This is a genomic window from Saccharopolyspora antimicrobica (assembly GCF_003635025.1).
Taxonomy (GTDB): Bacteria; Actinomycetota; Actinomycetes; order Mycobacteriales; family Pseudonocardiaceae; genus Saccharopolyspora; species Saccharopolyspora antimicrobica.
Window position 1 is genome coordinate 2206750 of sequence record NZ_RBXX01000002.1, and the last position, 25466, is coordinate 2232215.

A 25466-nucleotide genomic window follows, 5' to 3' on the forward strand; every position below is an offset into this window, starting at 1 on the left:
CGGCTGAAGTTCTGAGGTGGGACCGGCCGGTGCGGGGTGGGAGGGTCCGCACCGGCCGGGGCTCTCAGGGTTTCGTGTTGAGGGTCGGTTCCGGCTCCGGGCGGTAGCGGTACTCCTGCTCGCCGTTCAGCAGCGGCCCGCCCGGGGTTTCCACTTCCCAGGTCGTCTGGGGCTGGTCGTCGTGGTGGGTCCGGCGGGTTCTGCGATCCGCGGCGATCTCCGCGGGTTCGGGCGTCGCCCGGACCGACGGGGTGTCCGGCAGGGCCGTCGTGGTGGCGCGCAGCGCCGATGGGATCTGGGCGCCCAGTTCGGCCTGGACGTCGACCTGGGGAGCCGTTCGGCCTTCCAGGACCGGGGCCGTGCTCAGCGGCAGGTCCACCGCGAACTCCGAGGTCGGCTGCTGCTTGCCCTTCTTGTCGCGGTCGCGCTTGCGCTGGGCCCGGCGTTCGGTGAACGTCATCGCCGGGCCGGTGCGGTGCGGGTTGCTCAGGATCGGCGGCGGGACGTCGGGGCTGCCGGAGTGCTTGCTCGGCGACTCCGCGCTGCTGCCCGGGCGGGTTCGCCGCTGCTCGCCGCCGAGCACCGACGGCGTCGCGTTCGGCGGCGGGATGAACGCCTCGGGCACCTCCGGGCGGGAGGTGTTCTTCGGCGACCGGCCGCCGTGCTGCGAGCTCGGCGTGCCGGGTGCGCCCTGGGTGGGTGCGGGTGGCCGGATGGTGCCCGCTTCCGGGTCGGAAGGTGTTGCGGCGCCTGGAATTCCGGGGCGCTGACCGAGGATCTTGCCCTGCTGCTTCGGCTGCTGCGGCATCGACCCGGGTGGTGGCGGCGTCGCGCCGTGCGGCATGCCCATGCCCGGCGCACCGGGGTTGCCGATCGTGCCGGGCAGCCCACCGCTCGGTGCCGTCACGCCCGGCGTGGTGCCGGGTGCCGGTGGCGCTCCGTGGACACCGGGCGCGGGACTGCCGAGTGGCGGGGCGGTTCCCGGGGTCGGCGCACTTCCGGGCGTCGGTGCGGTTCCGAGCGGCGGGGCGCTACCCGGTGCTGGAGCGGTGCCGGGCACGGCCGGTGGGGCGACCGCGGGCGGCGCGAGGCCCTCGCCGCCTGCCAGCGGCGGTGGTGATCCCGGTGCCGGGGCTTGGGGCGGAGCGGATCCGACCGGCACCTCGGGAGCTCGGGCAGGTGGCGGGGCCTGCCCGGGTGGTGCGTTGCCCACCGGTGCTTCCGGTGTTCGGCCTGGTGCCGGAGGTGTCGTCCCTCGCGGCACGCCCGGTGGAGTGCCGCCGGGCGGCGATGGCCGACCAGGTGCGCCCGGAGCGCCGACAGGCGGCGGCACTCCTGGCGCGCCAGGGCCGTCGGCGGGCGGCGGCGCCATGCCTTCCGGACCACCCAGCGCACGCAGCCCAACCGGTGCACCCGGCCCGCCCGGCGCGGGCGGTGCTCCGCCGGGGGCACCGGGGCCTCCCGGGAGCTTCGGCACGGGTTGGCCCAGCGCTCCCGGGTGCTGGACCGCGTTCAGCGGGCTGACCTTCAGCGCCCGCCCTTGCGCCAGCTTCATGATGTACGGGGCGTAGGCATCGGCCGTCCTGCTCGCCAGTTCGCGGGCCTTCTGGTCGTACTCGTCCTCGTACTTCGCCATGTTCCTGGCCTTCGAGCCCGGGATCGGGTCGCCCTTGATGTTGAACTCGCCGGAGACGTCGCCCTTGTTCTGGTTGTACTCCTTCCACAGGGCGCGCATCTCCTCCTGCGCTTCGCGCATCGCACCGGCGAGCCCGTGCAGGGCGCTCGCCGTGCTGCTCGCCGCCGACTCCCAGACCTCCAGGTAGGCCAAGGTCTCCCCGACCTTGCTCAGGAACGCGTCCTTGGCCGCGGGCGATTCCCACTCCGCCTTGAGGGATTCGGTCTGCTCGCGCAGCTGGGTCTGCGTGTTCGACAGCATCGTCGCGAGGTTGGCGAACTCGTCACCGCGGAAGTCCGCGGTCTCCGGCTGCTCGCCCATGATCTGCGTGTTGATGCCGTCGATCGTCTCGGTGGAGTCGTCCGGGCTGTGCGTGTACTTGGAGTCGCCCTTGGTCTGGCCGGTGTAGTAGAGCTCGTCCGGCCCCATCGGGCCGCGGCCGGCGCCGCTGGAGTACTGCTCCAGCGCGTTGACGTTGTAGCCGTAGTAGTCGTCAGGTGATCCGGGCACCCGAATCACATCCCCTCGGCCAGTCGGCGGTTCTTCTCCAGGTTGCGGCGCGCGTGCTCCGTCAGGTCCTCCGGCTCCGTCTTCTTCGGCTGCCGCCCGACGTAGTGGTCGTCGGTGCGTTCGCCGACGGGCCGGCCCTTCTCGTTCAGCTTCTCCCGGTAGTAGTGGTGGGATTCGGTGCCGTCCCGGTACTTCCGGGTTACCTTGTGCTCCGCGAACTCCTCAGGTCGCTTGCCCCGCTGCTCGGTGCGGATGCTGGTGACCTCGTCGCTGCCACCGGCGATCGTCCTGTTCCGCGTGGTGCGGGTGGTGGTGCTGATGACCTTGCCGTTGCCGTCGTAGCCCTTGGTGATCGCCGTGCCGTCCGGCCTGGTGATGTTCGTGTAGGTCTCGGTGCCGTTCTTGTCGTACCCGGTCTCGGTGACGCCTTCGGCGGTCTGCACCACGGTGCGGGTCCGGCCGTCCGCGGTCTCGTAGGTGTAGGCCACCCCGCCGGAGAAGTTGTTCTTGGCGACCAGCTTCTCCTCGCCGGGCTTGCCCATCCCGGGCGGCGGGGCCAGGTCGGAGAGCGTCTTGTCGCCATCGAGGTACGGCGGGGCGCCGGGCGGCCGTTCCGCGCCCGGCTCGGCGAAGGCCCACTCGACGCCGCTCAACCGCACCCGGCTGCCGTTGTCGGTGTCCTCGTAGAGGTCGGCGCAGATGTGCGCCACGGAGGAGAGGGCCAGGTGGTTCTGCCGGATGTCGGTCAGGAAGCTCATGAGCTCGCGGGCGTTGCGGTCCACCAGCTGGGCGGCGTGGCTGCCCTCCGGGAATCCCCCGGTGCTGATCGACCTGTCGTCGCCGACGCCGTTGATGTTCATGGCGCCGCCCATCGCGTCGTCCTGCAGGTTCCCGGCGATGGTGGCGACGTTCTCGCCGTAACCGCGCAGCGAACCGGGGTCGGCCTTGAGCTGGTCACCGTCGGTGGCCCAGCCCGTCCCGCCGGAGCCGTCCTGGTCTGGAACCGCCATGTCGTCCCCTTCGTCAGAACCCCTTCCCCTCCAACGAACCACCCGGTGTCAACCCCGGGAGAGAATTTCCAAACTCATCTTGCGTGGCGGTGCGAGTGGCGGAACCTCAGACGACGCCTGGACTGCGGGATCCCGTTCTTATGTATGTCCAATACACGGCGAACAGGCTGTCCTCGCCAGACGACGTCTGAGAACCCGCGGCGGTGCGGGTTGCGGGGGTGGGCTATGCGCCTGGCGGCGCATGCGACACCTTCCGCGCGGTGCGGCCGGTGAGCTGTCGCGGCTGCAGGCCAGGTGGAAACGTCATTCCGGTGGGAGGTTGGCGAACTGGACGAGTTCCTGGCCGCGGCCGCGGGTGACCAGCCAGCCGCGGCCCGGGGGCAGCGGTTCGGGCTTGAGCTTGCCGAAGACCGGGCCCTCCTCCGGGTTGCCGGAGAGCAGGACGCCCGGCGAGGCGAGGTCGCGGACGCGGGAGATCACCGGGTCGAAGACCGCTCGCGCCACGCCTCCGACGCGGCGGGTCAGCACCAGGTGCAGGCCGATGTCGCGGCCCTGGGTCATGAAGTCCAGCAGCCTGGTGAACGGGTTGTCGTGCGGGTTCGGCGCCACCAGGTCGTAGTCGTCGATCAGGATGAACAGCTCCGGGCCCTGCCACCAGTTGCGGGCGCGCAGCTGCTCGGGCGTGATGTCCGGGCCGGGCAGCCGCTTCTGCATCGCCTGGATGGTCAGCTGCACCATCTCCTTGGTGCTGTTGGCCGCGCTGGCGTAGCCGACCAGGTACTCGTCGGGCACCAGGCCGAGCAGGCTGCGGCGGAAGTCGACCACCGCGATCTGCGCCTGCTCCGGGGTGTAGCGGGTCATGATGCTGCGCGCCAGCGACCGCAGGAACGTGCTCTTGCCGGACTCCACGTCGCCGAAGAGCATCAGGTGCGGTTCCGACTCGAAGTCCAGGTGGACCGGCTGCAGATCGGTCTCGGAGATGCCGACCGCGATGCCCTTCGGCGAGCTGATCTCGGCTTCGGGCAGCGCCGCGTAGGGCAGTTCGGCGGGCAGCAGCCGGACGCCGGCCGCGCGCTGCCCCGGCCACGCCCGGCCGACCGCTTCGACGAGGTGCCGCACCCCGTCGGAGAGGTCCTCGGCGGTCGAGCGGTCGTCGATCCGCGGCACTGCGGCGAGGAACTGCCCGGCGTCGGGCGAGAGGCCGCGGCCCGGCGACTGCTCCGGCACGCTCGCCGCTTCGCGCCTGCCCAGCGTCGAGTCGACCGCGTCGCCGAGCTTGAGCTCGATGCGGCTGCCGAACATGTCGCGGGTGTTCATCCGCAGGTCCATCCAGCGGTTGGCGGTGGCGATCACGTGGATGCCGAACGCCAGGCCGCGGTTGACCAGCTGGATGACGCCGGTCTCCAGGTTCTCGAACTCGCCGCGCAGCGTCGACCAGCCGTCCACGACCAGGAACAGGTCGCCGAAGCGGTCCTCCGGGAAGCGCCCTTCGCGCAGCATCCGCCGGTAGGTGGCCATGCTGTCGATGCCGTGCTCGGCGAACCGGGCCTCGCGCTCGGCCAGCAGCGCGAGGGCCTCGGCGATGCTGCGGCGCACCTGGTTGCTCTCGCGGCGGGTCGCGACGCCGCCGATGTGCGCCAGCTCGCGCATGCCGGTCAGCCCGCCGCCGCCGAAGTCCAGGCAGATGAACTGCACCTCGGCGGGCGTGTGGGTGATCGCGAGGCTGCCCACGATGCTGCGGACCAGGGTGCTCTTGCCGCTGTGCGGGCCGCCGACGACGACCACGTTGCCGCCCGCCGCCGCGAGGTCCAGCCAGCACAGGTCGCGGCGCTGCTCGAAGGGCCGGTCGATGACGCCGGCCACCGCGCGCAGCTTGCCCTGCAGCTCCACCTTGCTCGTGGTCAGGCCGCGCTCGGGGTCGACCTCCAGCGGGCCGAGCAGCTGGTCGAGGGTGGCCGGTTCGTCCAGCGGCGGCAGCCACACCTGGTGCGCCGGTTCGCCCTGGCCCTCCAGGCGATCCACCAGGACGTCGAGCAGCGTGTCACCGGCCGGTTCCTCGACGGGCTCCACCGGCAGCTCCTCGGTGGTGCGGGGCCGCAGGAAGTTGGTCGAGTAGTCCTGCACCGGGTCGATCTGGCGGCCCTCGTCGTCGGTGCGCTTGACCACGCCGCGCTGGTGCAGGCCGGAGACGTAGGCGGCCTTGAAGCGCAGCAGTTCCTCGGTGCCGACGCGCAGGAAGCCGTTGCCCGGCGAGCGCGGCAGCTCGTAGGCGTCGGGCGCGCCGAGCACGACGCGGCTCTCCATCGCGGAGAAGGTGCGCAGGCCGATCCGGTAGGACAGGTGGGTGTCCAGGCCGCGCAGCTTGCCCTCCTCCAGTCGCTGCGAGGCGAGCAGCAGGTGCACGCCCAGCGAGCGGCCGACGCGTCCGATCTGGACGAACATGTCGATGAAGTCGGGGCGGGCGGTGAGCAGCTCGGAGAACTCGTCGACGATGACCAGCAGCGACGGCAGCGGGTCCAGCGGCGCACCGGCGGTGCGGGCGCGCTCGTAGTCGCGCTGCGACGGGTAGTTGCCCGCCTTGCGCAGCAGTTCCTGCCTGCGGATCAGCTCGCCCTGGATGGCGTCGAGCATCCGGTCCACCAGGTGCAGCTCGTCGGCGAGGTTGGTGATCACCGCGCTGGTGTGCGGCAGCCGGTCGAGCTTGGTGAAGGTCGCGCCGCCCTTGAAGTCGACCAGCACGAAGTTGAGCGCTTCCGAGTCGTGCGTGACCGCGAGCGAGAGCACCAGCGTGCGCAGCAGTTCGGACTTGCCGGAACCGGTGGCACCGACCAGCAGGCCGTGCGGGCCCATGCCGTCCTGCGCGGCTTCCTTGAGGTCGAGCTCCATCGGGCGGCCGTCGGCGGTGATGCCGATCGGCACCCGGAGCCGGTCGCGGTTGGAGCGCGCCGTCCAGTTCGCCGCCGGGTCGAACTCGTAGGGATCACCGAGCCCCAGCAGGTCGGTGAGCTCCAGCGAACCGGACAGCGGCTGATCGCCGGTGGACAGCGCGGAAAGCCGCATCGGTGCCAACGAGCGCACCAGGCCGCGCATGCCTTCGAGATCGAAAGCGTCGGCGCGGCCGACGGAACCGGTGCCGTCCATGGTGCGGCTGGTGAGCTTGCCGTCGGCGGCGATGTCGAGGACCAGCGTGGTGGCGTCCAGCACGCGGGGCGGATCGGCGGCCAGGTTGATCAGCGTGACGCCCTCGACGCCGCCTTCGATCATCAGGTGCTCGGAACCGGTGGTGTCGCCGCCGTCGAGGAAGACGACCAGGTGCGCGGCGCCTTCGATCGGCACCGAGCCGGGGTTGAACCGGGGCCGGTTGGCCAGCACGTCGTCGAGCATCGCCTCCAGCGCGGTGACGCTCGGCGCCACCAGGCGGATCTGGCCGACGGCGTCGGTCTTGGTCGGGTGCAGCGCGTGCGGCAGCCACTTCGCCCACTCCCAGACGTCGCGCTCGTCGGGGCGGATGCAGAAGGCGGTGAGCACGTTGCTCGGCGCGTGGAAGGTGCCCAGCTGCGCGACCACGGCGCGGGCGAAGGCGCGCTTGGCCTCGCGGTCACCGGTGACGTAGATCTGGGAGAAACCGCGCAGCGCCACCGCGACCGGCAGGTCGGGCACTGTCGAGTAGGTGGTGACGAACTTGCGCAGCGCCATCGCGCACAGCGGTTCCAGCTCGTCGACCGGGCGGGTGTCCGGCGGCACGAGGCGCGTCGCCAGCTCCTGCGGGCCCAGTCCCATCCGGACGACGGTGTAGTCCCAGTCGGCCGGGCGGCGCTCCCACAGCCGGGCGCTGTGCGCGGTGGACCACAGCTGCTCGGGATCGGGGTGCCGGTAGAACATCGCCTTGCGCTGGCGCTCGACGGTGTCGCGCACCTGGGCGCGCAGCTGGCTCAGCCGCCGCATGTACCGGCGGCGCTCGGCGAGCATCTCCTGCTTGCTGGCGCCCTGGCCGAGCTGGTTGACCACCTGGAAGCCGATCATGCCGAGCATCGCCGCGCCGTAGAGGCCGCCCGCGACGTACATCAGCGGGCCCGAACGACCGGCGCCGATCAGCAGCGCCATGCCTGCCATGCCGGCCATCATCGGCAGCACCATCAGCACCCGCGTCCAGTTCCGGCCGGGTGGTGGCGGGTTCTCCGGCGGTGCGTCGAGCAGCAGCTCGCCGGAGGGCAGGTCCGGCGCGGGCCGCCGCAGCGGCCGCCGGACGATGATCGTTCCCAAGACCGAGACCTCCAGATCGCTTGCGGCGCGGTCGTGTTCTCGTCATCGGAGCTGCTGCGCGGTGCCCTCGGGCACAGATTAGCCGCAAATCCGGGACTTCCAAGACGCGGCGAGGTTACGTTACTGGCGCCGCCGAGCGGATCGTTGATAGACAATCCTGGCGAATTCCGATCTTCCCGCCCCCCGCCGACAGGAGCGCGCATGTCGTCCGCATTGGGCACCACGCTGGCGAAAGTCACGATTTCCACGCCGAAGCGCGGGATCGACGTCGCGCTGCCCGAGGACGTCGCGGTCGCCGAGCTGCTGCCCTACATCCTGCGCCATGCCGGTGACGACGCGGCCGATGCCGGTGAGCGGCACGGCGGCTGGGCGCTGCGCCGCACCACCGGCGACCGGCTGGATCCGAAGCAAACCCTTGGTGCGCAGGGAATTCTCGACGGCGAAGTACTCCATCTGGTGCCGGGCCAGTCCGAATGGCCGGAGATCGAGTACGACGATCTGGTGGAGACGATCGCCAGCGGCGCTAGGCAGAACGGACGAAGCTGGGGCCGCGCGGCGACGCGACGGTGCGGGCTGGCGGTCGCCGGTTCGCTGCTGCTCGGCGGAACTCTGATCACCTTGCTGTTCCGCGGACCTTGGCTGCTGCCGGGCCTGGTGCTGCTGACCACCGCGGTGGCGCTGACCGCGCTCGGCATCGTCGTCGCGCGCGCGGTCCCGGATGCGCGCGCGGGTGCGCTGTTCGCCGGATGCGCGCTGCCGTACGCGTTTCTGGGCGGTTTGCTCATCACAGCGCCCGCACACGTCGGGTTGCTGGAATTCGGCAGCGCACAACTGCTGGTCGGAACCGTTGCGCTGCTGGTGTTGGGAACTGCCGGATATGTCGGTGTGGCCGCGGAAGCACGGGTGTTCGTGGCCGCGATCGCGGTCGGCCTGTTCGGCACGCTCGGCGCCGCTTTCGGCGGCTGGCTCGGCGCGGACGCGGCGGCGGCACTGGTGCTGACCGCGGGAATCGCGCTGCTGCCGGGATATCCGCTGCTGGCGATCCGCCTCGGCAGGCTGCCGGTGCCGGAACTCCCGCAGCGCGCGGCGGACATGCTCGCCGACAAGCCGGCGGCGCCGACCTCGACGGTGTTCGCCGCGGCCCGCCGCACCGACGAGATCCTCACCGGACTCCTGATCGGTCTCGCCGCCACCGCCGCGCTCTGCGTCCCGCCGCTGCTCGCCCACGGTGGCGCCGCCCGCCTGACGATGCTCGCGCTGGGCGCGGCCGCGCTGCTGCTGCGGTCGCGCCTGTTCCCGATCCCGCGCCAGCGGATTCCGCTGCTCATCGCCGGCCTGCTGGTCGCGGCGGGCTTCACCGCTGGAATCGCCACCGGTTTCGAAGGCACCCTAGCCCCGGCCCTGACCCTGCTGACCCTCGTCCTCGTCGCCCTCCTGGTAGCGGCAGCGGGCGTGGTGTACGCCCAGAAGACGCCGTCCCCGCACCTAGGCCGAATCGCCGACTGGACCGACGTCCTAGCAGTCCTCGCCCTGATCCCCTACGCCGCCTACACAACAGGCTTCTTCACCTACGTCCAAGGTCTCATGGCCTCGATCGGCTGAGGTGGGGCGGATGGATGCCATCGAGTACATGAACCGGCTCGACGCCCTGATCGATGCGATCACCGAACGATCGCTCAAGAAGATGGGCTGGTCGCCCAGTTCGTACGCCCGCGCTGGTGAACACACGTTGGCCCTCGACGGCCTGGTCTACTCCCTCCGGCACGATCAGATTCCGGTCACGCGGACTGAAAGCACCGAACTCCGGGCAATCCTGTACGACCACGACATGGCGGATCCCACCTCGCACGCGATCAACGACCGGGACAACGTGATGGCGTCGTTGAACATCATCGAAGACCCGCCGGAACTGGATACCTCGTGGGAATCGATTGCGTCCGGGGTGTCGGTCGACCTGTACGAAAACCCCGACTTGGACGACGTGTTGCGGAGACCGGTCGGCCTGCACGTCGACCTACCACCCCAGCTGCACGATCCGTTCGTGAAGCACTTCGCCACCGCTGTCGGTGTCGGCGTGGAGATCAACCTCGCACGCACCAATGCCGTCCAGTACCTGCGGCGGAAAAAGCTCCACGAGCCGACCACACTGGAATCGAACTTCGTTCCTCTGATGATTCAGTCGATCAGCGACGCCTCCATCTCGGGCGGCGGCATCCTGCTGCGCAACTTCGAGCACTGGTGGACCAAGAGGCGAACCGACGCCAAAGACCTGATCCGGCAGTTCCCCACCATTCTGGCGGGAGAACGGATCAGCGAGGACAACTTCCACATCGCGCTCGCCGACCTGTCACCGGAGACGGCAGACCAGGTGCTCACCGTGCTCATCGAAGCCGAGCCCGACACTGTCTTCGGAGACGTCCCACCTGTTCCCGTGTTCTGGTACTCCCCGGTGTGAACCCGACCCCCGCGCGGGTCACCTCACTCGGGGCCCTTCGTCGACCTCCGGGGGCGGCGGCCGGGCGCGGGGAGGGGTTCGCGCCCGGCCGCCGGGGGTGGGCCGGTGCGGCGGTGGCCGGGGGATGTCGTGCCGCACCGGCCCGGTTCGGGGGGTTTTTCGAGGTGAAGGGCACCTTTCGCCAACTAACTTGGTGAAGGGTGCCCTTCACCTCTCGCCTGGTGGTGTGAACCGGGGGCTCGGGGGTCTAGTGGCGGAGGTGGTGGCGGCCGGTGGGTTGGTCGTCGGGGTCGACGTCGGGGAACCGGGGTTCCGGTTCGGTTTCGGGTTGTGCTGGTGGTTCGAGCGTTATGGGTGGTTGCTCGCGGCGGAGCGCGTGAGCGCTGGTGGTGCGGTGGCGTTCGGCTTCGACGTCGGCGATGAGGTGCCACACCGTGTACTCACCGTCTCCCGTTCCGGCGTGTTGGCCGGTGGCGAATCTCAGGCCCCCGAACGGGACCTGGGTGGCGATCAGGGCGATCAGGAGGACGTTGAACAGCAGGAACGTGCTGAGCTGGATCCAGAACATGACGAGCGGTGTCCTTCCGTGGGTGGTTGTGGCGCGATTTCGCGCGAAATCGGGGTTCGGTAGGCGTGTGGGGTGGCGATTTCGCGCGAAATCGCCACCAGGGCCCGCGACGTCACGGGCCGTTGTCGGCGAGGTGGTGCCAGCACTTCATGCAGGACTTCTCGCGGACCCAGTCCACTTCGGAGCGGTCGTGGAGCTCGGCGGCCGGGGCTTTCGCTCCGCAGTAGGCCTCGACCTGCTCGCCGGGTGGGGTTTTCGTTGCTGTGATGGGGAAGGCGTGGCGGCCTCCCGTGACCGGACGCCACACGTACTTCAAGTAGCCCGACATCAGAACCTCCTGACCGAGGACTCGATATCGGGAACCGTACTAGGATTCCCAGTTGAAATCCCAGCAGAAGCCATGATGTTCGCCGGATAGGGGGAGGGCAGACTGTGCGCATGACCAGCAACGACCCAGGCCCACTGGTGCAGCGGCTCGTGCTCGGGGCCGAGCTGCGGGAGCTTCGCGAGAACACCGGCTTGTCCGCGGACGAGGCCGCGGCAGCCCTTGGCTGGTACCGCAACAAGATCAGCAAGATCGAGACCGGTGAGAGCAAGTTGTCCGACAAGGACGTGCAAGCGCTGGTCGCGCTCTACGGCGTCAAGGAGAAAGCGGTCGACCGGGTTCTCACCATGGCGCAGGAGGCGCGCCGCAAGATCCCGCCGTCGCGTGTCCCGGACTGGGCGAAGAAGTACGTGCACCTTGAGGCACACGCCGCCGAGATCAAACTGTTCTACGGCGACATCATTCCGGGAGTCCTCCAGACCACCGACTACGCGCGTGAACTGCTGTCGGCATCGGTCATGGTGCCTTCGGTCGAAGTCAGCGCGATGGCGGAGTCACGCGACAAACGTTCAGCGCGATTCTTCGGCCCGAACCCACCCTGGTTGTGGGTCGTTCTCGGCGAAGAAGCCATTCGGCGGCGGGTCGGTGACCGAGAGGTTCATCGAGGTCAGCTGGAGAGGCTGCGGTCCCTTGGCGAACTGGACAACGTCACGATCCAGGTGATTCCGCTGTCGAACGGAGCCCACGCGGGCCTCGGGATCGCTTTCACCCTCCTCCATTTGGAGCACGCCAACTCGGACGTCGCCTACATCGAGAGCTTGACCAGCGCCGACTACTTGTCTCGACCGCAGCACACCCGCGCATATAGCCTGGTTTTCGACCGATTGCGGGTAGCCGCGCTCAGCGACCGAGACACGTTGTCGCTGATCAACCAGGAGATCGCAGCACTTAGCTAGGAGTGATCATGTCGCTGAACTCGGACGAGACGACCTGGCGGAAGTCGAGCAGATCGGGATCGACCTCGAACTGCGTCGAGGTGGCGTGGCGGAAGTCGAGCTGGAGCAACGGGGCGCAGAACTGCGTCGAGGTGGCGTTGGAGGCTGAGGTGATCGGGGTTCGGGACTCCAAGGACGCGGGTGGGGCCGTGCTCGCCTTCTCCTCGCACCAGTGGACGGCGTTCGTCTCGGGGTTGCGGGAACGCCGCTGGTGAGCAGAAGTTCTCCGAGTGGGTCGCAGAACCTCATGGAGCGCCTAGACTGCGGGGGCTGTTCCTGAGGTATGTGCTTTCGAACTCCGGAAAACGGGGCTGAACCGTGGCGAATCGTCGTGACCAGCTGCACGCGTACCAGTTCATGATGCAGCGGGTCGTCTCCGCGCTGATGGTGCGCGAGACCGATCCCGAGCTGACTCCGCTGCGCCGCGGTGTCGGGGCCGCGTTCGCCGGGGTGATGGTCATGGTGCTGGTGGCCGCGGGTTTCGGCGTCTACGGCGTGTTCACCGGCATCGGCGGCAACGCGTGGCAGGCCGAGGGCTCGGTGATCGTCGAACGCGAGACCGGCGCGAGCTACGTGTACCGGCAGGGCGCGCTGCAGCCCACGCTCAACTTCGCCTCCGCCAAGCTCGTCGCGGGCAAGGCCGACGCCAAGGTGCACCGGGTTTCCGGGAAGACGCTGGCAGGCGTGCCGCGCCGGGGCTCGATCGGCATTCCGGGCGCGCCGGATTCGCTGCCCGAGGCGAAGTTCGCGAACAAGGACGGCTGGACGATGTGCTCGGTGCCGGGCAACAACCCGGCCGGCGGGCACATCACCACCAGCACGCTGTTCGCCGGTGGGTCGCTGGCGGGCGGGACCCCGCTGGGGCAGCGGGCGGTGCTGGCCCGCGACACCAAGGACCACATGAACTACCTGATCTGGCGCAACCACCGGTACCGCATCGTCGGGTCGCCGGACGACAGCGTCAAGCCGGAGCAGGTCATCCGGGCCGTCTTCGGCCCGCAGGCGGTGGTGCTCGAAGCGGGCACCGCGTGGCTCAACGGGTTGCCCGCCGGGCAGGACATCGCGCCGATCACGGTGGACGACTTCGGTGCACCGTCCACAGTGCTCCCCGGGCACAAGGTGGGCGACCTGGTGCACCACCCGATCGGCCAGCGGGAGCAGTACTACCTGGTGCGTCCGGAGGGGATCGCGCCGCTGACCGAGCTCCAGGTCCGCATCGTGCGCGGTCAGTACCCGGTGGAGCCGGTGGCGATCGCACCGTCGGTGGCGAACTCCGCCCCGGTCAGCGACGCGCTGGCCGCCCCCAGCGGCGAGTCGGCGAAGCCCGCTGACGTGCCGGAACTCGCTCCCGCGCCGGTCTCGCGCCGGGACACGCTGTGCGCGCGGACCTCGGATGCGGCGGCCGCGCCCGAGATCACGGTGGGCGGCAACCCCGACGTGCTCGACGCGGGCATCCGGACCAGCGCGGAGACCTCGGACGGCACCAAGCTGGCCGATCAGGTGCTGGTGCCGCCGGGCAGCGTGGTGATCGTCCGCGCCAAGTCCTCGGCGACGGATCCCGCGGGCGCGTACCAGGTGGTCACCGACCTCGGCCTGCGCTTCCCGGTGCCGTCCGAGGAGGTGCTGGCGGTGCTCGGGTACAGCCCGGCGGATGCGGTGTCGATGCCCGCCGAGCTGGTGAAGCGGATCCCGGCCGGGCCCACGCTGGACCCGGCGGCCGCGCTGCGGGACGCGTCGTCGCTCCCGTAGTTCTCCCGCACGCAGCACGGCTATCAGCTGTGTGACCTGCGAAATCACCTGCGCGGAGCGGATTTCCGGCTATCCGGGATCTGGCAGCGCCGCGCCATAGCCTGGTGGCGACCCCACAGCCCCACCCTGAGAGGTGACCGGAGTTGCCCGACCTCAAGCTAACACCGGAGCAGACGAACCAGCTGCAGATCGCGATCGGCAACACCTACGAGAACGCGAGCAGCCTGATCAGGCAGATCGCCGGCGACTACACCTCCATCGCGGGCGCCGCGTGGATGGGCGGCGCCTCGATGGCCGCCGTCAACAAGCAGGAGGAGTTCGAGAACATCTGGCGGAACCTCGCCGAGATCCTCGCCGACCTGGCGCAGGGCATCTCCGGAACCACCCAGATGGTCGGCCAGCAGGACGACGACTACCAGCAGCTCCTGAACGCCGTGGACGGCACCGGCGACACCGGCATGGGCAACTTCGGCCGGCTCTGATCCGGAACCCGTGAGCGCTTCGGGGCTTCATAGCACCCCGAACCACTCACGGCCCCCGTTCGACGAAACCCCTTACGCGAAGGGAACATCAATGACCATCAAGTACGGGTTCGGCGCGATCAGCGACACCGGTGGGAACACCGTCACCGCCGCCGGGCAGATGAAGACCATCTTCGAGGACCTGATGACCAAGGCTAAGGCCATCCTCGCCGAGGACTGGAACGGTGCCGCCGCGGACGCGTTCGACAAGGCGCAGGCGCGGTGGGACGTGCAGGCCAACGCGCTCGGCGAGGCGCAGCTGCGGACCGGTCAGCTGACCACGCAGGCCAGCGAGGACATGCTCGCCACCGACCTCAGGGCTTCCAACCTCTTCAACTGAACCGACCGGACTGGGGGACGGGACTTGTTGTCAGGCACCGGTTCTCGGCCGGTCGTCGAAGAGCTCGGCCGGTGGCTCCGGGAGGTCGTCCTCCGGGCGCTCGACCGGGGCTTCGGCGATCCCGGCGCGCCAGCGGCGGCGTCGGCCGCGCGGTCCGAACACGACCACCGCGGTCATGGCCACCGCGGCAGCGGCTCCGGCACCCGCCAGGCCGTAGGCGATGCTGGTGCTCTGCTGCCAAGCCGCTTCGCGGGCCAGCTCCTCGTCGGACGGCACACCCGGATCGGCCGGGGGCAGCGCCGACGGGTGGCCGCCGGCCAGGTTGCCCACCGCGGCCTGGTACGGGTTGAGGATGCCGTGGCCGTAGTTGCGGCTGCCGACGCCCTCCGGCGCCGGGGACGCGGTGGCCAGCAGGCGGCGCTTCACGTCCTCATTGGACAGCTGGGGCAGGTAGTCGCGGAGCAGCGCGACGGTTCCGGCCACGTACCCGGCGGCCAGTTCGGTGCCGGTGGCCGGGCCGACACCGCCGTCCGGGTAGGCGGAGGTGACCTCGGCCCCCGGGGCGACCAGGTCGATGCGCGGTGCGTGCGTGGCGGCCGCGGTCATGCCGTCCTCCCCGATCATCCCGATCGAGAGGACGTCGTCGTAGGACGCCGGGTACGGCGCGATTCCCGGCGGGTCGTTCTGCCCGGCGGTCCCGGCCGCCGCGATCACCACGGCGTCGGCCGCCAGCGCGCGGTCCACCGCCTGCCGCAGGGCCGGGCTGTCCTGGTAGGACACCGCGGCCACGGTGATGACGGTGGCGCCCTGGTCGAGGGACCAGTTGATGCCCGCGGCGAGCGTCTCGGGCGCGACCGCCTGGCCCGGCTGCCCGCTCGACGGGTAGGAATCGCCCACCACCTTCGCCGACAGCAGCTGCGTTTTCGGTGCCACGCCGTGGAATCCGTGCTCGCCGGTCTCCGCCGCGCCGATCACGCCCGCAACGGCGGTGCCCAGCCCGATGCAGTCCGGCTTGCCGCTGGGCTGGCTCCGCGACGGCGGGCTGAGGTCGACGCCCGCCTTGACCTCCAGCAGCGGGCTCGACACGCCGCTGCCGACCACGGCGACCCGCTGCTTGGAGCCCGCCGTGAGCGGCCAGAGCCGTTCCGGGGTCAGCACCCGCTGGGCCCACGGCACCGGACTGCTCTGCTGCCCGGCGCCGACGCACTGCTGGGCGTGGGCGGCGGACGGGTCGATCAGCAGGATGCCGAGGCTGCCGACGGCAGCGGCCAGCAGCGTGCGAAGGCTGCGCTTGGCGTACACGCCGGGGATGTTAGCCGGTGCACCGCACGGCTTGTCCACGGTTCCGACGCGAGGAAATACCGAGGTGCACCAGTGGAAAACGAAGCCATGTCGGTGAATCCGGTCTACCAGGGCCTGCTGGAGCAGCTGCAGCGGACGGCCGACCGGGTCCCGGAGACGCAACGGAGGATGATGAACCAGCTCGGCGTCGCGTGGTCACCGGATCGCATGGTGAAGGCCGTGGTCGGGCCGCGGGGTCAGCTCGTCGACCTCGTGATCGATCCGCGGGTCTTCCGCCAGCCCAACGCGGCCGCGCTCACCTCGATGATCCTGCAGGCCAGCCGGGACGCGGCGGACCAGGTGGCCCGCCGGGTGGACGAGATCCTGCAGGAGCAGCTGCCACCCGAGCTCACCGAGCTGCGCGCCCGGCAGCCGCGCGAGGACCTCGGCCTGGAGGACCACTTCGCGGATCTGATGCGCAGCGACGCGCAGCGCTACGAAGAGCGGGAGGAGCGGTCGTGAGCGACGCGCTGAACGTCAACGGCGGCCCGGAAGCGGTCGCGGCACTGCTGCGCCGGCTCAGCGCGCTGGGCACGGCCTACCAGAACGGGTCCGGCGCGGTGCAGGACCGGATCAAGAACCTGATGGAGGAAGCCGACACCTTCGGCGACGACCGGATCGGCCGGGCGGGCAAGAAGCAGTTCCCGAACGCCGATGCGGTGTTCGACAACCGGAAGCACCTGGCCGAGCAGCTGGAGATCCTCGGCGAGAACGGCATGCAGGCGCTGGGCGCCTACGGCTCGGTCGACGACTTCTTCGCCGACCAGCACCGCAACGTCCAGGCCTGATGGGGGTGCGCCGTGGGTGACGGAGTCGTCGACACCGCCATGGGGCTGCCCGACGAGTTCGCGCGGCAGGTGGTGGCCTTCGGCGAGTGGGCCGACGGCTACATCGACGAGGTCAACGCGTTCCGGAGCTCGTGGGGCTTCCCGGTGCTCCCGATCCCGCGTCTGAGCAGCGTTTTCCGGCTGCTCATCGGCGATTACCCGAAGGCCGACGAGAAGAAGTCGGCGGAGCTCGGCGAGGCGTGGGCGGAGGAGGCCGAGCGGGCGGTGGAGTTCCTCCGCGACGCGCAGCTGGCGCTGGAGGCCGTCACCGGCAGCTGGAACGGCGGTGTGGCCGCGCCGTCGCTGGGCATGGCCTTCACCGATCTCGCGCAGGCCGTCAACGACTACGCCACCACGGCCAGTTCGTACGCGAAGGGGGCGTACGACTTCAACACCACCGTGGTGATGGCCAAGAACGTCTTCCAGATCAGCCTGCTGATCCTCTGCTACGAGCTGATCCGCGCGGCGGTGGCAGTGGTGTTCACCATGGGCGGATCGCTGCTCACCGTGCCGCCCGCGATCGTCGCGGCTCGCAACGGCACGCGGGTCGCGGTGGTGCAGGCCTTGCAGCGCGTCAGCGGCATCTTCATCCAGCAGACCCTGCGGCGGCTGGGGCTGCGCAGCGGCACCGTGGCCACGCAGCTCGGCGCCCGGACGTTCGCCGGTGCGGCGGCGCGGGCTGCCCCGCAGCGGGTCGGCGGTCTCCTCACGAACACGGTGGCCCGCCAGCAGAGCCGGGAAGTGCTCCGCGAGGTGGTGGCGCGGGCGGCGGCCCGCGGTGCCACGCCAGCGCTGCGCAGGCAGGCGGTCAGGGAGGTCCTGAGCAACCCCGCGGTGCGGCAGGCGATCCGGCAGCAGCTGGCGGCGAAGCTGGCCGGGCGCTCGGTGCCGTTCGCATCGGCGGTGACGCGGGAGCACGCGGACTTGATCACCGCCGCCGTGCGGCGCACCGCCGAGCGGCGCGGCGCCCACGCGTTCACGACGGGAAACCTCCTGCGGCAGCGGGTGATCGGCTACGGCTTGCAGAGCGCGCTGAAGTTCGGCGTCGGCGCTGATGTGTACGCCCAGCTCAAGACCATGGCCGAGACCGACGGGCGGTACGAGTTCGACCTGCGCTCCACGGCGGCGGCCTTCGTCGGTGCCAGCCTCGGCGGTGCACCGCTCGGACTGGCGAGCAGGCTGCCGGCCTTCGTGGTGCTCGGCGCGGCCGGCGGTGTGGCCGGGTACGCGGGCGCCGCGGCGGTGATCCACGCCGAGGAGGTCTGGGACACGGTGACCGATCCCGGGAAGCTGCGGGACGCGGTCACCAACATCGACCAGCTCTGGAAGAACGACGGCATCCGGCAGCAGATCGCGGACGCGGCGCTGGGCGGCGCGGTCGGCGGCTCGTGGGAGCGGTTCATCGGCGAGCGCAGCTGGCACGAGGCCGGGCAGGGCCTGGCGGTGCGAGACGTGATCGCCACCGGGCAGGCGCCTGACCTGGGCGACTTCACCGGCAGCGGGGCGGCTCCGGCGATCGCGCAGCTCGGGCAGGAGCCGGTCGCCGGGGCGACGCCCGAAGCCGGTCCGGCAGAGAGCGCGGCGGGCGGTACCGCTACAGGTGGCACGGCGGCGGGCGCCGCTGCGCAGAGCGGTGCTGCGTCCGGCGGGCCCGGGCAAGGCGGGGCGTCGGGTTCCGGCGGTTCCAACACCGGGCACGGTGGCGGTGCGCGCACGGGCGGCGGTGCTGCGGGTTCGGGTGGCTCCGGCGGCGGTTCGGGCAACGGCCGCTCCGGCACGGCAGCGCCCGGCGACGACGGCGGCAACGAGCAGAACCCGGAGTCGGGGAAACCGAAAGCGGGCGCGCAGGAGCAGGGCGAGCAGGCCCGGACCAGCGAGCAGGAAACCGAGCAGGGCCGGGCTGCTCAGCAGGAAACCGAGCAGCGCCGGGTCAGCGAGCAGGAAACCCGGGCCGGAGAACAGGAAACCGAGCAAGGCCGGACGGGCGACCAGACCGAGCGCGGCCGAACCGGTGCGGAAGAAGCCGAGCAGGTTGGCAACCAAGAGGCCGAACGGTCCGGTCATCAAGAAGGCCAGCGGTCCGGTGATCGCGGAGCCGAGGAGACGGGCGGTCAGGAGCGGGCCGCGGCTGAATCCGGGCAGCCCGGCCGCGAGAGCACCGCGGAGAACCAGGAAGCGGGCCGCGCCGAATCCGAAGCGCGCTCTCCCGAAGCCGCCAACAACTCCGCAGGTCAGGCAGAGGGCGCGAACCAGCCCGGCGCACCAGAACCCACCGCTGGCAACGCCGATCCGTCGAGCACCGAGCCCGCAGAGGCCAACGGCGACGGCACTCCGGACGCCTCCGGGACGACCAGCTCCGAGGCCGGACGCACGGCCCCGGACGAGTCCGGCCGGTCCGACGGGCTGCGGGAACTCGGTTCGGTCGCGCAGTCCGAACCCCTCCGGTTGGAGCCGCCGTCGCCGCCGGAAGATCCCATCCGGATGCCGGATCTCGCCCGCGCCGGGGTGAGCGACCACCTCTTCGACCTGATCCAGCAGGGCCTCGGCTCGCTCGACGTGGACGCCGGGATCTTCACCGCCCAGGCCACCACCGGCGAAGTCGTCCAGGTCAGGCTGGGCCTGCACGACGACCTGCCCGCGGGCGAGTTCCGCGTGCTGCCCGGCGAGTTCGAGCTGACCCCGGCCGGTCACGTCCAGACCGCGCCCGCCGAGATCCGGATCTCCACCACCACGACGCAGTACCCGGCAACAGCGGGCGAGCTCGGCAGGCACCAGACCGCCCGGGCCCTGAACCACCTGCTCACCACCACTCCGGTGATCGCCTCCGGCGAGTTCACCGCGGCGCACGGCCGCACTCCGCTCCCCGCGGGGGAAACGGACGTGCGCGCGTTCGTCCAGCCACCGCCCCGCACCGTGCGGACCGCACCCGGCGCACCGGGCACCGCTCAGCAGTCGGAGCAGCTGCTGCACGAGGAGATCGCCCGGCGGCAGACCGAAACCACCATCACCATCGCCGATTCCGACCCGATCGCCATCGCGGGCACTCCCGGCCAGACGCTGCTGGTGCACTACGCCCAGGCAGGCACGGACGTGGCGGTCGACCTGACCGTCGATCCCACTCTCGCCCCCGGCGAGGTCCAGGCGCGCGCACCAGGCTGGCGCAACGACGACACCAGCACGCTCCGCCAGACCGGCCCCGGCGAAGTCCGCGTGTCCACCGCGGCAACGCCGGAGCAGATGCGGTCGATGGTCGAGGCGGGCCTGCGCGCGCTGCACCAGGACGTGCCGGTCCGCGATCACAACGCCCGCGACGACACGCCGTCGGACGTCGCGCTCGCGCACTCCGCAGTGGTCGACGAGGCGCTGCCAGGCATGGAAGAAGTCGCTCGATGGCTCGCCGACCAGGGCGTTCGCGAGCTCACCCAGGACGAGCTGAACCAGCGGCTGCTGGCCGTCTTCCCCGGCCTGTTCAACGCCAACGGTCAGCAGCTGGAGCTCCGCGGTGCCCTGTTCTCCGTCGGCCTGACCTTCGGCGGCGCCGAGCACGTGGCGACCGACGCGGTGCTGGGCAGACGGCAGACCGCGCTGGTGGGCCTGCCGGAGCAGAGCAGCTCCGGATCCCGGAGCACCACCACGTCGGTGAAGGGGAAGGCCCCGCTGGGAGACCTGGCCACCGGCGGGACCTTCAGCGCGACCCCGCAGACCACCTGGAGCAGCACCAACTCGCGGGGCACCGCGATGGCGCAGCAGGCCCACGTCTCGCCCACCGACCAGCTCCGCGGCGAGTTCCTCCGCTACGACCTGACCGGCGTCAAGCTCTGGATCCGGGCCGAGGCCGGGGCCGCCACCGAGGTCACCGCCGATCGCGCGGTGTCGATCTGGGTGAACGCCGCCCACCAGCGACCGGCCGGTGACACCGTCGTCTTCGAGGGCGCACGCCGCGACGAGGACGAACTCGTCCGCTCCAGCCGCCTGCTCGACCTCGACGACGCCGCGCAGGTGGTCGACGCCGTGCTGGCCCAGCTGCCCGCCCGGATTCGCGACAGCGACTTCGTCCGCGCGCAGGTGGTCGACCAGGTGCAGCGCCGCGCGGAAGCCGCCCTGCGCCCCGACGGCCTCCGGTTCGACGTCGTCGCCAAGCCCGGCGGAAGGGCGCACCAGGTGACGCTGCGGACGCGGGTGCAGTGGGACACCGCCGAACCGGCGCACGCGGCCGCGGCGGAGCTGGGCCACGGCCGGGTCGTGGCGGCGTACCACAGCGCGACCGGGTCGACCTCGCTGTCGCGGACGTCGCAGAGCGGCTCGTCGGTCGGTCCGAAGATCCTCGCCGCCTACGAGTACCTGCGCGGACGTGGCGTGTCGGTCGGCTCGGACACCGGCACCGGGCACTTCATGCTGCTCGACGACCACGACTTCCGGCCCAAGCACACCTACCGCGTGCAGGTGACCACCGAGATCGAGGTCGGGCGGCGAGCGGAGTCGGTCACCGGCCGCGGATTCGCGCAGCTGTCCGTGCAGGACGCGGCGAGCAACGGGCTGCCGGTCGGCCGCCGCGAGCTCCAGTACGCAGAGGACGGTGAGATCGCGACCACGACGGTGCAGGAGCTCGTCGTCGACGGGCGTGGCAACGCGGTCACCGCACCGCGCGAGGTGCCGCTGGTGGCCCGCAGCGGGTTCACCGCGCCCGACGTTCCGGGCCGTCCCGACCGCAGCCAGCTCCAGGACAGCGGTCCGACGCTGCTCGACCGCGTGGTCCGGATGACCGGCCTGCCCGCGGTGCGCGACTTCCTGCAATCCGCGCTCACCGCGGGCAAGTTCACCGGAGTGGAGGCCGTGCTGGCCCAGCTCACCGAGGAGGACGCGCAGGCCTGGATCGGCGAGGCGATGCAGGACGGCTTCCTGATCCGGGTCGAGCCGCGCAACGGCGATCCGCGCTGGGTGAAGGTCGAGGCGCGCTGGGCGCCCGAGCGCGCCGAGGAGATCGGCCGCATCGACCGGACGCAGCGGGTCAGCTCGCTGCTGACCAGCACCTCGCACAGCAGCAGCGTCGAGCTCACCCGCAGCCGCGGGCACGGCGTGACCGGCCTGCTGGGCAGCGGCCTCGGCGCGAACGCGAGCCCCAGCCGCAGCGCGTCGAGCGCGTTCAGCCAGTCGGAGAACGTCGGCACCCGGCTGGAATACCGCGGCGGCAACTCCGTGTGGCGGCTCCCGGTGGCGCTGGCGGTGAGCGTGGTGGACGCGACCGGTGCCCCGGTGCTCGACGCCGCAGGAGCCCCGGTGCGCGCGGAGATCGCCGACCAGGTCGTGGAGATCTCGGTGCCGACCGCCGTTGCGGTGGCCGGGCCGACGGTTCCGGTGGTGGACCCGGCCCAGTTCGCCGAGCTGGTCACCAGCATGCACTCCCTGCTGCACCTGGACGCGCGTGGCCTGGACGCCGCCGTGCGCAGCGCGATGCCGGTCACCGGGGCCTACGTGGACACCACCAACGCGAGCGCCCTCGCGCACATCGGCGAGTGGCTGTCGCACGGTGAGCTGGTCCGCCCGCACGCACCGGACGGCGACGTGCGCGGCCGCGCGGAGATCACCGCGCGGCCCACCGGCCTGCGGGTGCTGAACCGGCTGACGAAGGTCGCGGCCGGGCCGATGGCGCTGTCCCAGGCCGGGCACAGCTTCAGCGCGGATCGTTCGCGCAGCGGCACCGGCTCGTCCGACGACTCGAGCTCGGTGGCGGAGACCGACCTCGGTGTCGGCACCTCCCAGGACCGCACCACCGCGACGACCGCGAACCAGAAGCGCGCCGGTGGCAGCGACGAGAACGTCATCACGCCCTACCACGACGGGCTCACCTTCGAAGCCGATCTGGACATCGCGGTCCAGGCCGGGGAGGCCGCGGGCAAGCAGGCGCCGACCACCGGGACCGCGGTGGTGCCCGGCAGGTTCCAGTTCGTGCTCAGCGCACAGCAGGTCGTCGAGTTCTACGCCAACGGCAACGAGCTCGTCGTCGACGCCGTCCCGGCCGCGACGATCGACGAGATGCTGACGGCGTGGGCGGACGACGCGCTGCCGCTGGACCGCAGGATCGCCGCACGCGCCGTGCTGCACCGAGCCGCCGAAACCGGGGAGATCAACCGGCGGCTCGTGGACCGCGCGCTGCGCGAGTATCCGTCCGCGATGACGCGGATGCTGGGCCGCACCAACGAGGACGCCCTCGCCGAGCTGAAGCGATCGCTCAGCCGCACCGACGAAGAACTGGTGCTGAACTACCGCTTCCGGCCACCGGGCTACCAGCCGGGCAGCGGCCTCGGTCCCGGCGTGGTGAGCGGCTGGCAGACCGACGTGCCCCCGCTGCGGCAGGCGATGGACCTCCTGGCGCAGCTCGACGTCACCGACACCGCCGGGCTCGAAGAGCGGCTGCGCAGCGCGCTCGCACCCGGCGAAGCGCTCAACCACACGCAGGGCAAAGCGCTGGTCGACGGCGGCACCGACCTGTTCAGCGACCTGATCCGCCGCAACGGCCGCTGGATGCGGCTCACCGTGACCTACGAGGTGGCCCCGGACGGCCGGGCCACCGCCACCGGCACCGAACCGGGGGCGACCTCGTCGATGGGCCACCGGCACCGCGCCGGGGACAGCGCCACCAGCAGCACCACCAACACCGGGGGCAGATCCCAGAACCTCACCGCCGACCACGGTGTCGCCGAAGGCGATGTCGGTGGCACCGGGACCACCAACCGCGGCCTGAGCCGGACCAGCAGCGCGACCTCCTCGCACGCCGAGGTCAGCGAACCCGGTGTGGTCGACTCCAGCGGTCTAGTGCGGTTCGAGCGCCCGGCCCGGGGCCGGTTCACCGTGAAGCTCGAAACCGCGCCGCTCGGCCCGATCGGCGTCGTGCGCGCGCTGCTGCCCGGCCAACCGCAGGTCGCCAGCTCGGAGTCGACCGGAACGCTGGCCTTCAAGTACGCGATGCACCGCGCGCGTCCCGAGGCCCACGGCCCGCGCGAAGCGGCCGACCACGGCAGGCTGGCCAGGCTGCCTGACAAGGTGACCAGCCGCATCGTCGAGTGGAGCATGCACGACCTGCTCCCGTCCGCCGAAGCCGCCGTGCGCAAGGTGCTGCGCGCCGCCTGGCAGCGACCGCAGCAGCTGCCCGCGGCGAACAACCTGACCCACGCGATCCAGCGGGACTTCACCGCCCAGCGCGGCAAAGCGCTGTGGCACGGCCTCTCCTCCGGCCTGCCGACGCTGGTCGGCACGTACCCGGCGTCACCGCTGCACAACGTCGCCGTAGACGTGCGGCTGCAGAACTTCGAGATGCAGGTCGTGCGGCGCTACGAACGAGGCGAGCACGGGACCTACGGGCTGGACCGGGCGCAGCGCACCACCTCGCAGAGCCGCGGGCGGAGCAGGACCGACTCGGCCGGTGTGGTGGGCGACCTGCCCGGCGACGTGATCGACGGCGAAGTCCCGCTCACCCCGGGCGTGAAGCGGGGCACCACGACCAGCGGCTCGGCGGCGGAGCAGAGCGGCGCGTGGGCGCAGTCGGAAGCCGAGGACGTCAACCCGCACGCGCTCGTGCGGCTGCGGGCCCGCTTCACCGTCACCGCGACCCTGAACGAGCGGACCGATCCCGCCCTGCCCGTCGTCCAGCGGCACGCAGGCATCGACGCCGATCCGGTCGACCTGTACGTGGAAGTCCCCGCCGAACAGCTCGACGCGCTGCAGAACGCGCTCAGGAACGAGAAGGCGTGGCAACTCACCCAGGACGCACAGCTGCCGGAAGGAAAGCTCAAGGGCGTGCTCCGCGCGCTGACGCGGCGCAACCAGGCGGCCGAGGAACAGGCTGTCGACCTGAACGCCGCGATGCGGGCAGCGGAACAACGCCCGGACCACGATCCGCAGAACCCGCACCGCTCCCTCGCCGCGCACGTGCGCGAAGAGCACGCCGAGCTGACCTCACCCGGCGCGAAGCTCCGCCTGACCGACGACGCCACGGCGGCGCAGCTGGCGCACGACCAGCGGACGGTCGAGCGGATGCACGGGTTCCTCGACGAAATCTCCCAGGCCGCGCCGACGGTCGACGTCCAGCCGCTGCGCGACGTGGTCGCCGGACTGGAGCGCGCAGCAGCCGCGGTTCCGCCCGCGAGAGCAGCGGTGCAGCAAGATCCCGAGGCGCGGAGCCACTTCGAGAACGCGGTGCAGAACTGGCGCAACGCGCGTCAGGACCTGCGCGCGATGCTCGTCCAGCACGAGGCGACCGGCGCGGAGCGGACCTGGATGGCGCGGTTCGATCCCGGCACGCCCGCCCGCGCCGGGCAGCTGGCGACGATCCTGGAGACCGCCGCCGAACTCACCGGCCGCCCGTGGACGCTCCCGGCAGAGCTCGACCTGACGCCGCTGGACCCGGTGGAACTCGCGCGCGGCCTGGCCGCCGAACTGTCCTTCGCCGAGACCGCCGCCGTCGAGATCGAGCTCTCGGTGGTCGGCACCGACGGCACCACCACCGGGTTCCGCATCACCGGCGACGGCGGGGTGCACTCGATCAGCGAGCCACCGCCACCACCGGGGCCGCCTCCCGCCCCGCGCTGGCCGACCGCGCCGCCGCGCCCCTCGGTCCCGCCGCAGCCCGAGGAACCGGAGGAAGAACCGGACGAGGCCGAGCAACGGCTGGCCGAGCTGGGCATCGCGCGCCACCCGGACGACGGCTCGGCGTGGACCGTCCGGCTGCCGGACGGCAGGCGGGCAGTCCTGCGCGTGGTGGGCGGGCAGCTGCTGGCCGCGCCATCGCTCGATGCCACCACGGCGGTTCCGCTCAGCCGCGTGCCCAACGGACGCCGCGAGCTCGACGTGCTGGTGGGCATGGCACTGCGGAAGGCAGACGATGCCTGAG

General features: G+C 71.3%; 16 protein-coding genes. 10 read left to right on the plus strand and 6 right to left on the minus strand.

Annotated features, from left to right (window positions below; genetic code table 11):
* Positions 1-64: 64 nt before the first annotated feature.
* The 3 genes from ATL45_RS39985 to eccCa all read right to left on the minus strand — a co-directional run bounded on the left by ATL45_RS39985 (position 65) and on the right by eccCa (position 7458).
* Entirely contained in the window at positions 65-2185 is a 2121-nt protein-coding gene (locus ATL45_RS39985) for a hypothetical protein (RefSeq protein WP_093156482.1), read from the minus strand.
* 5 nt (positions 2186-2190) lie between these two features.
* Complete coding sequence (locus ATL45_RS10820) at positions 2191-3195, minus strand: hypothetical protein (RefSeq protein ID WP_093156481.1); 1005 nt, start codon at positions 3193-3195, stop codon at positions 2191-2193.
* A 303-nt stretch (positions 3196-3498) separates the two neighbouring features.
* Positions 3499-7458: a type VII secretion protein EccCa gene (gene eccCa / locus ATL45_RS10825; protein ID WP_093156479.1), complete on the minus strand. Its 3960-nt coding sequence runs from the start codon at positions 7456-7458 to the stop codon at positions 3499-3501.
* Positions 7459-7659: 201 nt separating this feature from the next.
* Here eccCa and eccD point away from each other — a divergent pair, with 201 nt between their 5' ends.
* Together eccD and ATL45_RS10835 are read left to right on the plus strand one after the other, a co-directional pair.
* Positions 7660-9060 (plus strand): type VII secretion integral membrane protein EccD, encoded by a 1401-nt coding sequence (eccD, locus tag ATL45_RS10830; RefSeq protein WP_093156478.1) that lies wholly within the window; start codon positions 7660-7662, stop codon positions 9058-9060.
* A gap of 10 nt (positions 9061-9070) precedes the next feature.
* Positions 9071-9913 carry a hypothetical protein gene (locus ATL45_RS10835; protein WP_093156476.1) on the plus strand — a complete coding sequence of 281 codons (843 nt, stop codon included), beginning with the start codon at positions 9071-9073 and terminating at the stop codon, positions 9911-9913.
* Between the two features lie 247 nt (positions 9914-10160).
* On the opposite strand, the gene ATL45_RS10840 is transcribed toward ATL45_RS10835, so the two are convergent.
* The gene (locus ATL45_RS10840) at positions 10161-10481 is read right to left on the minus strand and encodes a hypothetical protein (protein WP_093156475.1); all 321 of its coding nucleotides are present in this window, start codon (positions 10479-10481) and stop codon (positions 10161-10163) included.
* 112 nt (positions 10482-10593) lie between these two features.
* Positions 10594-10809, minus strand: a complete 216-nt coding sequence (locus tag ATL45_RS10845) for an HC3 family zinc finger protein (RefSeq protein ID WP_093156473.1) — start codon at positions 10807-10809, stop codon at positions 10594-10596.
* 110 nt (positions 10810-10919) lie between these two features.
* Here ATL45_RS10845 and ATL45_RS10850 point away from each other — a divergent pair, with 110 nt between their 5' ends.
* The 5 genes from ATL45_RS10850 (at position 10920) to ATL45_RS10870 (ending at position 14411) form a co-directional block, all read left to right on the plus strand.
* Positions 10920-11762, plus strand: coding sequence for a helix-turn-helix domain-containing protein (locus ATL45_RS10850; RefSeq protein ID WP_093156472.1), 843 nt, complete (start codon positions 10920-10922; stop codon positions 11760-11762).
* Between the two features lie 8 nt (positions 11763-11770).
* Positions 11771-12016, plus strand: coding sequence for a DUF397 domain-containing protein (locus ATL45_RS10855; protein ID WP_093156603.1), 246 nt, complete (start codon positions 11771-11773; stop codon positions 12014-12016).
* Between the two features lie 103 nt (positions 12017-12119).
* The gene (gene eccB / locus ATL45_RS10860; protein WP_093156470.1) at positions 12120-13550 is read left to right on the plus strand and encodes a type VII secretion protein EccB; all 1431 of its coding nucleotides are present in this window, start codon (positions 12120-12122) and stop codon (positions 13548-13550) included.
* 143 nt (positions 13551-13693) lie between these two features.
* On the plus strand, positions 13694-14032 hold the full coding sequence (locus ATL45_RS10865; RefSeq protein ID WP_093156468.1) for a WXG100 family type VII secretion target: 339 nt from the start codon (positions 13694-13696) through the stop codon (positions 14030-14032).
* Positions 14033-14123: 91 nt separating this feature from the next.
* On the plus strand, positions 14124-14411 hold the full coding sequence (locus tag ATL45_RS10870; protein ID WP_093156466.1) for a WXG100 family type VII secretion target: 288 nt from the start codon (positions 14124-14126) through the stop codon (positions 14409-14411).
* A 30-nt stretch (positions 14412-14441) separates the two neighbouring features.
* Here the strand turns inward: ATL45_RS10870 and ATL45_RS10875 are convergent, their stop codons facing one another.
* A complete protein-coding gene (locus tag ATL45_RS10875; protein ID WP_246025270.1) occupies positions 14442-15713 on the minus strand; it encodes a S8 family peptidase in 1272 nt (423 codons plus the stop codon).
* Between the two features lie 72 nt (positions 15714-15785).
* Between ATL45_RS10875 and ATL45_RS10880 the strand changes: the two genes are divergently transcribed.
* Genes ATL45_RS10880 through ATL45_RS10890 form a run of 3 tightly spaced genes read left to right on the plus strand, consistent with a single transcriptional unit; the run spans position 15786 to position 25465 of the window.
* Positions 15786-16214: a YbaB/EbfC family nucleoid-associated protein gene (locus tag ATL45_RS10880; protein ID WP_246025271.1), complete on the plus strand. Its 429-nt coding sequence runs from the start codon at positions 15786-15788 to the stop codon at positions 16212-16214.
* Positions 16211-16540 (plus strand): hypothetical protein, encoded by a 330-nt coding sequence (locus ATL45_RS10885; RefSeq protein ID WP_093156463.1) that lies wholly within the window; start codon positions 16211-16213, stop codon positions 16538-16540. Before ATL45_RS10880 ends, ATL45_RS10885 begins: the two co-directional genes overlap by 4 nt.
* 12 nt (positions 16541-16552) lie before the next feature.
* On the plus strand, positions 16553-25465 hold the full coding sequence (locus tag ATL45_RS10890; protein ID WP_093156461.1) for a WXG100-like domain-containing protein: 8913 nt from the start codon (positions 16553-16555) through the stop codon (positions 25463-25465).
* The last annotated feature ends 1 nt before the right edge of the window (position 25466 follow it).